The 12,205-nt window shown below is 32.6% G+C and carries 9 protein-coding genes; 5 read left to right on the top strand and 4 right to left on the bottom strand.

The features are described from left to right. Position 1: 1 nt before the first annotated feature. Together H6589_06660 and H6589_06655 are read right to left on the bottom strand one after the other, a co-directional pair. Positions 2 to 2,794: an outer membrane beta-barrel protein gene (locus H6589_06660; GenBank protein ID MCB9174271.1), complete on the bottom strand. Its 2,793-nt coding sequence runs from the start codon at positions 2,792 to 2,794 to the stop codon at positions 2 to 4. Positions 2,795 to 2,805: 11 nt separating this feature from the next. Then, on the bottom strand, positions 2,806 to 3,549 hold the full coding sequence (locus H6589_06655) for a GLPGLI family protein (GenBank protein ID MCB9174270.1): 744 nt from the start codon (positions 3,547 to 3,549) through the stop codon (positions 2,806 to 2,808). 215 nt (positions 3,550 to 3,764) lie between these two features. Here H6589_06655 and H6589_06650 point away from each other — a divergent pair, with 215 nt between their 5' ends. Together H6589_06650 and H6589_06645 are read left to right on the top strand one after the other, a co-directional pair. Continuing rightward, complete coding sequence (locus tag H6589_06650) at positions 3,765 to 3,986, top strand: hypothetical protein (GenBank protein ID MCB9174269.1); 222 nt, start codon at positions 3,765 to 3,767, stop codon at positions 3,984 to 3,986. Further along, positions 3,955 to 4,224 carry a hypothetical protein gene (locus H6589_06645; protein MCB9174268.1) on the top strand — a complete coding sequence of 90 codons (270 nt, stop codon included), beginning with the start codon at positions 3,955 to 3,957 and terminating at the stop codon, positions 4,222 to 4,224. The genes H6589_06650 and H6589_06645 overlap by 32 nt, the downstream gene beginning before the upstream one ends. A gap of 2 nt (positions 4,225 to 4,226) precedes the next feature. Here H6589_06645 and H6589_06640 read toward each other — a convergent pair whose 3' ends face one another. Beyond that, entirely contained in the window at positions 4,227 to 4,781 is a 555-nt protein-coding gene (locus H6589_06640; protein MCB9174267.1) for a hypothetical protein, read from the bottom strand. Between the two features lie 70 nt (positions 4,782 to 4,851). Between H6589_06640 and H6589_06635 the strand changes: the two genes are divergently transcribed. Next, positions 4,852 to 5,988: a glycerol acyltransferase gene (locus H6589_06635; GenBank protein MCB9174266.1), complete on the top strand. Its 1,137-nt coding sequence runs from the start codon at positions 4,852 to 4,854 to the stop codon at positions 5,986 to 5,988. On the opposite strand, the gene H6589_06630 is transcribed toward H6589_06635, so the two are convergent. Continuing rightward, on the bottom strand, positions 5,980 to 6,297 hold the full coding sequence (locus tag H6589_06630; protein ID MCB9174265.1) for a YbaB/EbfC family nucleoid-associated protein: 318 nt from the start codon (positions 6,295 to 6,297) through the stop codon (positions 5,980 to 5,982). The two genes, H6589_06635 and H6589_06630, sit on opposite strands and share 9 nt — an antisense overlap. A 313-nt stretch (positions 6,298 to 6,610) precedes the next feature. On the opposite strand from H6589_06630, the gene H6589_06625 reads away from it, so the two are divergent. Further along, positions 6,611 to 8,953: a tetratricopeptide repeat protein gene (locus H6589_06625; protein MCB9174264.1), complete on the top strand. Its 2,343-nt coding sequence runs from the start codon at positions 6,611 to 6,613 to the stop codon at positions 8,951 to 8,953. 10 nt (positions 8,954 to 8,963) lie between these two features. Beyond that, complete coding sequence (locus H6589_06620) at positions 8,964 to 12,173, top strand: SpoIIE family protein phosphatase (protein ID MCB9174263.1); 3,210 nt, start codon at positions 8,964 to 8,966, stop codon at positions 12,171 to 12,173. Positions 12,174 to 12,205: the final 32 nt, after the last annotated feature.

Raw genomic sequence — 12,205 nt, 5'->3', positions numbered from 1 at the left:
ATTAGTTAGTTTCTTCGGTCGTTTTTTTCTTTTTACCGCCAAATCGAGTAATCTTATACGATACACTTACCAAATAATACCTGCCCAAAGAGTTTACACGTTGGTCTTCAATGTAATTAAACTGGCTGGTACGGTTAATACCAATGTTTTGGTTAAAGATGTCGTACACCGAAAACTTAATTAACCCAGCATCGCCCTTTAAGAACTTACGAGATAAAAAGGCTTTCCAAATGGGTATTCGTGGGTTATTGGTGAACTGATTACCTGAATAAACGGTGTACTCGGCAGAGGTGTTAAAGGTGTATTTTTTCAAAAACTCAACAAACAAATCGGCGTAATACTGTGTAGAAATGTAATCTTGGTTTAAAGTAGTGTTTTCGGAATATGCCGTATTGTTAAACGATATTTTTGTTCCAATTTTAGCATCCACCACATCTTTGTTACGGTTTTCTAAACTTAAGTCAAACGAATGGCTAACACGGTCAACATTGTTTCGTATGGTGTTAATAAACACAATGCTTTTGTTGTACGATGAGTTTGCACCGAGGTTTATTTTGCTTTTTATGGGTCGGATAGGAGTTCCAAAATACAAATAACCAGTTATAAAGTAATCGTAATCAACATTTATTGGAGTAGTGGTAGTAACAAAATTGTTGCTGATGTTTTGCGAGTTGGTTATTTTGTTTTGGGTGTAATTACCACTAAGCATGGCAAAAACATTGGTAAAAGTAAATTGATTAAAACGCATCAAACGTGCAACTACATTGTGGTTGTATTCCGATTTTAAATCAGGATTACCTTGGTATAGATTCAAGGGATTGCTATTGTTAAGTGTTGGTTGTAGTTGGTCGATGCTTGGTTGTTGCACATTGGTGCTATAATCGAAAGTAATTCTACCCGTGCTTGCCATTTGGTAGTTAATTTTTAAATTGGGCAACACGTTCCAATTGGTTTTACCCACGCTGGCATTGGTTGTTTTTATTTCTCCACTCAAATCAGAATGTTGAAAACCAACACCAGTAGTTACGTTGGCTTTACCAAGTATCATTTTGGTGCCTATGCCATATTGGTCAAAAACAAAGGTATTGATGTAATTTAAACTTAAACGATTATTAAAGTTTCGGTTGTTGGTAAATGCATCTACATCAAAAAAGTCTTTTTTGTATTCGGTTTGGATGTTGCTACGTTGGTAACTCAATTCTAAATACTTGCTTTTGGCGTAAGGTTCGGTGTACGATATTTTTCCGTTGTAATTAAATTGGTTGTTAAACTCGTCTTGAGTTTGCAACATAGTAGTGTCTCTAACAAAAAATGTATTGTAAGTAGAAATGGTATAATCTTTTTGGTTGGCAAAATTGCCTAAAGCCAAATTGGTTACCAATGAACGTCCTTGTTTTTGGAATCTTTTACCATAAAGGATGTTTCCATTCCCCGAAACATCATCACCTGTCGATTTGTTGTTGGAGCTACTTCTGTTCAAGTAAAACGCATCGAAATTAATGTTGTCGTTGGTGGTGTAGTTGTTGTTTCTACCATCAGAGAAAGTAAAGTTTCCAGAAAGGGTTAAATCTTGTGTAGAATCTATTTTCTGTACATATTTTAAATTTAAACGGTGGTTTCGGTTAAATTGATTTTCGTTGTTGTTGATGAGCGATTTGTAGTTTAATGAATCGCTAGAGTTAATGTATTGTCGGTTGGTAACACTAACAATGTCTTTATCCAATTGATTGTAAAAATAGTTTCCCGACAAGGTTTTTTCTGGAGTAAAATCATAATTTAAATTTACACCACCAGCAAAGGTTTCGGTTAAACCATCGTTGGTACTTCCCGAGCTAATAGGCACACCATTACTGTTGTTGGCTAAGTTTCTAAAGCCTCCGCCACCCATGGCATTTTGTGCTCCTCCAACAAAGTTGATATAATCTCTGTAAGAAAAACCTTGTTTGTTGGTGTTGTTAATCATCCCCAAGGTCGATAATTGCATGTCTTCCTTAAACTTGTTGATGTTAAAACGGTTTTCGTACATGGCATTTACATCATCATCAACACCACCGCCAACTTCTACATTACCAAACAATCCTTTTTTACGGTCTTTTTTTAGTTTTAAGTTAATGGTTTTCGAGCGGTCGCCATCGTCAATACCAGTCATTTTCGACATGTCTGATTGGTCGTCGTAAACCTGAACTTTTTTTACCATATCGGCAGGCAGGTTTTCGGTAGCTAATTTGGTATCGTCGCCAAAAAACTGTTTACCATCAATCAATATTTTTTTTACATTTTCGCCTTGGGCTTTTACTGTTCCATCTTTACTTACTTCAACACCTGGTAGTTTTTTCAATAAATCGCCAACACTTGCATCGGGTTGAGTTTTAAAGGCATCGGCGTTGTACTCAATGGTATCTTTTTTTATGATAATGGGTATAAGTTCATCTTGAATTTCAACCGTTTTAATGAGCTCTGTTTTAGTGCTTAAACCTAAATCACCTAAATCAGTTTCAGGTGCTGTATTTTCATTAACGGTTATGGGTTGGTAAAAGGTTTCGTAACCAATAAAAGAGATTTGCAAAATAAACGCACCTGCCTTTACTTGCTTAATTTGAAACTCACCGTCTGCATTGGTAATGCTGTACTTGTAAAAAGTGGAGTCGGCTTTATTTAACAACATTATTGTTGCTCCGGGCATGGTGGTTTCAGCTGTTTTGTCTTTAACTCGCCCTTTAAAATTATAGGTTTGCGACTGAACGGTGTTTAATCCAATAAAAAGAATGGATAATAAAGAAATGATTTTTAACATGATGTTATGGCTTAATGACCTCTACCTCCCATGCCGCCCCATCCGCCGCTTTTTTTCATTTCTTCCATTTTTTCTTTTACAATTTTGTAAAATTCTTCACGTGTAACTTCTTTACCGCTACTTGGTTCAACAAACTCGTCGGCTTTTACTTCTTTTAAATCGAGTTCAATAGCAGTTAAGGTTCTTTTTTCTTTAGCAATATATAGTTCTAAAATTAAACCTGGTAAGTTGCTGTATTTTTCTGGCCCAGTTGAAGTAGGAATTTCCATGGTAAACCAAGCATCAACAACTCCTGTAGAGTCTTCAAAAGTGGCTTTCATACATGGGTAATTCATTATTTGCTTCATTTCGCCAGTCATTTTCCACTTTACTTCTTCAGGTTTTCCTTTAATTAGAAAGGTTTTACCCATAAAGTCTTTTTTCTCAATAAATTTCCCTGTTTCGGTATTGGTATAGGTTTCGTTATTTGGATTGGCGTAACGTCGCATCATCATTTTTACCATATTTTGCTCATTAGGATCTTCTTCCATGGGTAAAATACTGAAACTAGAAGTAGTTTCGTTAAACAATAACTTTTTATAAAACACTACAGAATCGGGAACCATGCTTGCCCATTCAGCCCAACCTTGCTCTTCAGCTTTTTGTAAATCGGGTTTGGTATTAATAACTTCTTGGTATTTAACTAGTCCAGAGTTGTTTTGCGACCAGCCAAGTGTGCTACTTAAAATAAGTAGTGTAAATGCGATGTTTTTCATTTGAACATTTTTGTTCAAAAATACGCTTCTTTATTATGTGTTTATTTCAATTTATACCAATGGTAGTTTTGTTGTGATGAGTGGTATAAATGACTTTCCTAAATAAAACGATTAAGTATTATTACGTAAATAGTTTGATTATTAATATTTTGTGCAACCTTAAATAGTTTGTTCACGTATAAAACTGTTACAGTAATAAATTTATTAGCGGAATCATGAAAAAATTATTTTTAATTGCAATGTGTTTGGCTAGTTTAAGCTTTATTCAAGCTCAAGTTAATTTCTCTGGTTACATGGTTGACGAAGAGAATAAAAACATGAAAGATGTTACCATAAATCTTTATGAAGAGAATAACTTAATCTCTACTGTTTCTTGGGCAAAAAAAATTCTCATACGATTTAAAATTGCAGAAATATTATACCTTAGAGCTGGTTAAAGAAGGTTATTTGCCAAAGCGTATAGCCATTTCAACCTTTGAGGGTGATAAAGGTGCTGAACCCTTTATGTTTGTAATGGAGTTGATAAAAAAACGTGAAGGAGTTGATGATTCTGATGCCGATTTCCCTTCAGCAATTATAGAATACAAGAAAAATAAAGGACAATTTAATTTTAATGTAGACTATTCAAAAAGCGTGAAAAAATCAGAGATTGAAGCCCAAAACATTAAAGAATAGTCTTAAAAACCAGATTTTTTCATATACATTTTCACTTTTGCATATTCAGGAGAGTCTTTTCTGTAGAACTCTACTTTCTCGTCATATAAAGCATCTTTGCTAACTCTGTCAAATAAAAACGATTTTAGAATTTCTGTATTAACAGAATCAACCACAAAGTTTTTGCTCATGTAATCTTCGTTAATGGTTTGTATGTAAAATTCATTTTTGCCAGTCCAACCGTATTTCGAGAAAAGGTATTTGCCTTCTTTTGTTTCAATGTTGAAAAGAATTTCACCATTTAAATTGGTTGCATAAACCCTGTATTTGTTAATGCCTTTTGAACGGTCGTTTTTATCCAATTCTTTATGTGTTACACTCATTACCGATTTGGCTATTTTTTCAAAAAATAGTTCGTCTTTCGAGCCATCCTCATGGAATGCTATCCAATAACCCTCTAAGTTTTTATCCGTTTTTAAGGCTTCCTCGTAAGTACATAACTCAACAGGACTTTGATAAGGACAACCATAAAATACTATTGATAATAAGACGATAAGAATAGGGAGATACTTTTTCATAAACTATATTCAATTACATTTAATTAGCAAAATCTAAAAATAGATAATATTTTTGAAAAAAAAATTTCTGATGGATAATTTCGACGATATAAGATGTTATAATGATAACGAATACCAAGATGTTGCAAAACGCCTTGTTAAAGAAGATGTGTTGTTGTATGGCTTGCAAAAATATCATCCAGAATTATCGTTAGAAGATTTAAAAACCATGCTATTATCGTACCAAACTATTAATGAGTTTCAGTATGACATGGTTAGAAGAACCTTAGAACGAGTTGTTGATAATACGGTAACAGAATTATCTTCTGATGGTTTTTTTGATTTAAATGCACAAGATACCTATACGTTTATATCAAACCATAGAGATATTGTGTTGGATTCAGGGCTGATTAATTATTTGTTGATAAAGCGTGTTGGTTTTATTGGTTGTGAAATAGCTATTGGAAGTAATCTGTTGAAAAACCCTATTGTTAGAGATATTGTAAGGTTAAACAAGAGTTTTATGGTAAAAAGAGATTTACCAAACCAAGAAATGATAGAGGCCTCTAAGCAACTTTCAAATTATATTCAACATGTTTTAAATGTAAAAAAAGAATCGGTGTGGATAGCACAACGAGAAGGTAGAGCTAAAGATGGGAATGATGTAACCAATCCAGGTTTACTTAAAATGTTTTGTTTTTCAGCACAAGGTGATTTACTTGCACATTTAACTCAAATGAATATTACACCAGTTGCATTATCTTATGAATTTGACCCTTGTGATGCAATAAAATTACCAGATTTGCTAGCAAAAGCAAATGGTGAGACCTATGTGAAAAAACCGAATGAAGATGCTTTACACATGGCTACCGGTATTGATGGATTTAAAGGGAATGTAAATATTTTCTTTTGTGCACCAATAAACAATAAAATACAACAATTTACTGATGTGAAGAACAGAAATGAATTGTTAAAAAGTGTAGCCTCAGTTATTGATGCTGAAATTCAAGGGAATTATCACTTATGGCCAAACAATTATATAGCTTGTGATTTGTTAAATAACAATAGTGAGTTCAGTTCAAATTATACCAATGAGCAAAAAGATACTTTTTTAGCCTATACCAAGAAGAAAATGGAAGCTGTTGGTTTGTATGAAAACCAACAAGCTAGAAAAATATTTTATGAGATGTATGCTAACCCTGTTATTAATAAACACAAATTAGCCTAATCCAGGAAGTATGCTCATTGCAGCATGACTCATTTCAGATTGCTCAACTCTTGCTGCTTGTTCTAATGCTCTGTTTGCTGCTTGAACGATAGCTGACTCAACTTCTTGTTTTGATGCGTTTTTAATAAAATCTTCGCTTAAGGTAATCTCTTTAATTAAACGATTTCCTGAAGCAACTGCCTTACATGTGGAATTATCAGACTCACCAATAACGCTAATGTTTTCAAGTTTAGCTTTAATTTCTTCCATTTGTTGTTGCATGGCACCCATTTTGCCAAGCATTTGCTTATTTAAAAAATTTCCTAACATTATTTGTATTTTTTATTTAAGTAAACCATTGTTATAATCCAAAAAACTAAACTAAACCCAGACACAGATTTCATTGCAATTGATTCTTTTCCAAAAATGAAGTAGGTGATAGCCATCAACACAACTAGTATTGATACTACAATAAGTTTTATTTTGTCTCTTTTTAGCATGTGCTCTTTTTATTCAGGCAAAAATACCCATTTGATACTGAAAAATTGTGAATAAAATTTTGTAATTCGTCTATAAAAAACACTGTATCATCGAATAAATGGCTAAATTTGTAGCTAGTTGATAATGAATAAATTAAATAGTTATGTTGAAGAAAAGTATATTGTCTATTGTCCTTTTAGTTGCTGTATCTAGTGTTTCAGCACAAGCCTATTTTGCTTATCTTAGAAATGGTGAAAAAGCATTTGAAGCAAAAGATTATAAAACAGCTATTGAAGAGTTTACCAAAGTTTTAACAGATAAAGATAATCATGATAAGGCTTTAAACTATAGAGGTTTGTGTTTTGAGTTGACAAATAGTTTGGATAAAGCCATTGTTGATTTTAAGAAAGCTACAGAGTTAAAGTCAAAAGAAGCTGAATATTTTAATAATTTAGGTAGAGCTTATTACAAATCAAAAAAGTACAATGAAGCGGTGGAAGCTTTTTCATCAGCCATTTCAAACGACAAAAAGTTAATGGAGGCTTTTGAATTAAAAGCATTGTCATTAATGGAATTGAAAAGATTTCAAGAAGCAGCCGATGTTACTGATGACGCTATTGGGAGTTCAAAAACTGCACGTATTTACTACTTAAAGGGGATTGCATTGGATAGTGTAAAAAATTATCAAGATGCAAGTTACAGTTTTAATAGAGCAATATTTTACGATAGTAAGTCAATTGATGCTCACATGGGAGCCGCGTATACATTTTCAAAGTTAAATGAGTTTGATAAAGCCAATGCTTCTATTGATAAAGCAATAGCTTTAGATGGAAATAATGTGGATGTGTACTTGATGAGATCAAGAATAAATTTAGAAAATAAAAACACATCAAAAGCTATTGATGATTTGTCTAAAATAATTACGTTAAAACCTGAAAATTCAGTTTATTATGTAATGAGAGCAGATGTTTATCAAAGTATTAATCAACATCAAAATGCTATAGCAGATTACACTAAAGCATTGCAATTAAATAAAGAAGATTTTAATATTTATTATCAACGAGCTAAGGCTTATGAGGTAATGTTGGATTATAAATCGGCAGTTAAAGATTACGAAGCAATTAAAAAGTTAACTCCTTACGATGGAAATGCCTTAAAACTTTACGACGAAGCTAAAAAAAGATTGTATGAGTTAAATAAAGAATCAAATAATCCGAAAATATCGATGATTGATCCTGTATCGTTAAAAGAAGGAGAATTGTCGGTAGCTAAAGGTGTTTCAAGATATACATTAAAAGGACAAATTAAAGATGAAAGTAATATTGAATTTGTTAAAATAAATGGCAAAGATGCAATTTTTAACAAGGATACTTTAAATCCGTTTTTTGAATTAGAGATGGATTTGCCGTCTTCAAAATCGATAAACATTACAGCTTTTGATGTTTATCAAAACAGTGAAACATGGAATTATAAATTAATTGAAACAGAAGTTGATGCACCTGTGGTAAAGTTATTGGCTCCTTATGCTTCTGATAATGGAATGATTTATTTAGATTCTGATGCTCCAACATTATATGTAGAGGGTATATTATCGGACGAAAGTTTGATAAAAAAGATAATGATTGAAGGAGCAAGTGCTAGTTTTATTTTAGAGGACTTAAACCCTAAATTTTCGGCAAATATAAACATCACCAATAAGGATAAATTTACTATAACTGCAGAGGATATTTATGGCAATGCTGTTGAAAAAGTATTTACAATAAATAGAGAAAATGTTGCTTTATTAAGTGATAATCCGATGGGAAAAACGTGGGTAGTGTTTATTGAGAATTCTAATTACAGCAACTTTGCAAGTTTAGATGGACCTACAAAAGATGTGACGATGATGAAATCTGCTTTTGCAAAATATAAAATCAATAACATCATACATAAATCTAACATGAGTAAAGCTCAATTAGAAAAATTCTTTTCGATTGAATTGAGAGACTTGGTAAGAAGTAATCAGGTAAACTCTATTTTAGTTTGGTATGCTGGTCATGGTAAATTTATTAACGAATCGGGGTATTGGATTCCAGTTGATGCAAAACGTGACGAAGAGTTTACATACTTTAACATTAATAACTTAAAAGCAGCTATGCAATCGTACTCAAAATACATTACACATACTTTAGTAATTACCGATGCTTGTGAATCAGGACCATCATTTTATCAAGCTATGAGAGCAACCCCTAAAGAAAGAAATTGTAACGATTGGCAAGCAACTAAATTTAAATCATCACAAGTATTTTCTTCGGCTGGGTATGAGTTAGCCGTTGATAATTCTCAATTCACTAAAACCTTTGCAAATACACTTTCTGCAAATCCTGATGCCTGCATTCCTATTGAAACCATAGTAAATAAGGTAAGTAGTGCAGTATCAAAAAGTGGCAGCTCTCAAAAACCTAAATTTGGTAAAATTGCTGGGCTAGAGGACGAAGATGGAACATTCTTTTTTATGAAAAAATAATCACACAATAATGATTTTTAAATTCAACAAACTAACCGACAAGTATCTATTCTTGTCGGTTCTTTTTTTATTAAATATTCAACTTTTTGCTCAAAAATATCATTTTGATGTTTACAGTGTTAAAGAAGGATTGGCTCAATCGGGAGTATATGCAGTAAAGCAAGATAAACAAGGTGCATTATGGATAGGTACAGCTAGTGGTTTATCTAAATTTAATGGTAAGGATTTTGAAAATTTCACAACCGAACATGGTTTAGCCGAAGGGGCTGTTAAATCAATTTATATTGATAAAAATGATGCGATTTGGGTTGGACATACCGATGGAGGGGTAACAAGAATAATTGGTAAAGAAAAAAAAATTATACTGAACATAGGCGCTGATATTACCTCTTTTTCTGAAGATGACGAAGGTAATTTATGGGTAACTTCTTTTAAAAGCGGAGCAATAAAAATTACCAACCCTTACTCAACAAATACCGATTCAATTGTTTTTAAGCAATTTAAAGGACAAGAGGGCTTGAGTGACATTGTGTTTAATGTAACAAAATTAAAAAACGGAACAGTTTGTTTTATTACCGACGTTGGAGTGAAGTATTATAATTCACAAAAAAATGAGTTTTCAAATTTTGTAATAAAAGATATGCCATCATACTTTCAAATCATTTGTATGTTCGAACGTAAAAATGGTGATTTATGGTTTGGAACATACAATGGTGGAGCTTATGAGTACATTAAATCAGACAGTAAATTTAAAATTTACGATGTTAGAGATGGATTAGCCAGCAATTGGATAACAAGTATCTATGAAGATAACAAAGATAACTTGTGGATAGGAACTTGGGGTGGCGGAATAACAAGAGTTAATCAAAGTAAACAAATACAAAGTATAACTTTAGCGAATGGGTTAATTGATGATAAGATACGTTGCATTGAAGGCGATAGAGAAGGTAATGTGTTGTTCGGTACAAAAGAAAACGGATTGTTGTTGTATAAAGGTGAACAGTTTGTAGCTTTTACTAAAGACGAAGGCTTAATAGACAATCAGGTATGGTCGATATTAGATGATAATGAATTTACGTGGATAGCTACTAACAAAGGAATTTCTAAAATAAAAAACAATAAAGTTGTAAAAAATTATAACTACAACAGTGGTTTACCATTTGAAGAAGTTCGGTTTATAAAAAAAGATAAACTTGGTAATATTTGGATAGGAACGTGGGGTGGAGGAGTAATGCAGTTAAACCCTCGTTCGGATAGATTTGAAGTGAATTTCCGAATCAATTCCTTTATGTATCAGCCTTTAATTACAGCATTGGAGGTAGATAATACCAATAACTTATGGGTTGGGACTACTGATGGATTGGTGTATTACGAAATAAAAAATCAATTAGCCGATAGGCTAACTCAAAATCATGGATTGGCAGGAAATGATATTACGGTGGTTTATTCCGATTCAAAAAATAACGTTTGGGTAGGTTCTCGAGGAAAAGGTATTTCAAAAATTAAAGGAGCTGACATAAAAAAAGTAGATTTAAAAATAAAATTTACTCCTACTTGCATTATTGAAGATAAGGCTGGAAAAATTTTAATTGGAACAGAAGGTAAAGGTGTTTTAGTGTTTGATGGTGAAAAAATTATCAAAGAAATTACAGTAAAAGAGGGTTTATTGTCCGATTATATCTCATTAATAAATATTGATGATGATGGCAATTATTGGATAGGAACCAACAAGGGTTTAAATAAGTTTGACTTGAAAGAGCAGAAATTTTACTCTTATGGTCAAAAAATGGGTTTCATTGGTATTGAATCGAAGAACAATGCAACCTTTAAAAATAAAGAGGGGAACCTATGGTTTGGAACCATAAAAGGTGCAGTAAAACTGAATACCAACGAAATAAATCAAAACAACTTAGAACCTTTAACTTTTATCACTCGATTACGTGTAAACTTAGAGGATAGACCATTGTCTGAAAATTTATTATTGAATTACCGTGAGAAATCGGTAACATTCGATTACAGTAGTATTTGTTTTACAAATCCCGACCAAATTTATTATCAAGTAATGTTAGAAGGAGCTGATGAAGATTGGCGACCACTTACTCAACAAACATTTGCTACATATTCGCCGTTGCCACCTGGTAAATACACTTTTAAAGTTAAAGCATCAAACAACAATGGAATTTGGAATTCGGAGCCAGTAACCTATAACTTTGAAATTACGCCTCCCATCTGGCAAAAGCCGTGGTTTATTGCCTTATGCGGTTTTATTGTGTTATTAATCGTTGTCGTGTTTATTAAATTCAGAGAAAGACAATTGATTAAAGAAAAATTGATTTTGGAAGAAAAAGTCATTCAACGTACCGAAGAGGTTGTTCAAAAGAGTGCTGAAATTGAACAAAAAAATAAAGACATTATTGACAGTATCACCTATGCGAAACGAATACAAGATTCCATTTTACCTTCTGATGAAGCTTTTGTGAGAGAATTGACGGATACTTTTGTGTTGTTTCAACCGAAAGATATTGTTAGTGGAGATTTTTACTGGTTGTACCGAAAAGATGACAAGATATTGTTTGCATCGGTTGATTGTACTGGACATGGCGTTCCTGGTGCGTTTATGAGTATTGTGGGCTATAATTTGTTAGATAAAATTGTTGGGGAATATGGTATTACAAAACCATCAGAAATTTTAAATCAGTTAAACAAAGGGGTAGAAGAAACATTACGAAAAGATGCCGACAAATCAGCAATAAAAGACGGGATGGATATTACCCTGTGTGCTTTTGATAAAAAAACAAAAACCTTAGAATATGCAGGAGCTTACAATCCGTTGTACATTGTATCAACTAATAATGTACAAGATAATGGAGCTAATTTAATCCCTGACATGTCTTTAGAGAATAAACTACATCTTTATGAAATTAAAGGTGACAGATTTCCTATTGGTAGTTATGCTGATAGCAAAAGTTCCTACACCAATCATACCATTAAGTTATCTCAAGGCGATACGGTATATTTATTCTCTGATGGGTATGCCGACCAATTTGGCGGACCAAATGGAAAGAAATTTAGGTACAAGCAATTTAAGCAGTTGTTTTTAGAAATAAACGCTAAAAGTATGGACGAACAAAAACATCTTTTAGAACTAACCATGGCAGAATGGAAAGGTTCTATGGAACAAATAGATGATGTTATAGTAATAGGAAGTAGATTAAGCTAAATTTTTGTTTTTTCTTACTTGTTTGGGTTGCT

The organism is Flavobacteriales bacterium (genome assembly GCA_020635795.1).
Taxonomy (GTDB): domain Bacteria; phylum Bacteroidota; class Bacteroidia; order Flavobacteriales_E; family Vicingaceae; genus Vicingus.
Note: the sequence above shows the minus strand (reverse complement) of the source record. Positions and strands in the feature narration are given on the sequence as shown.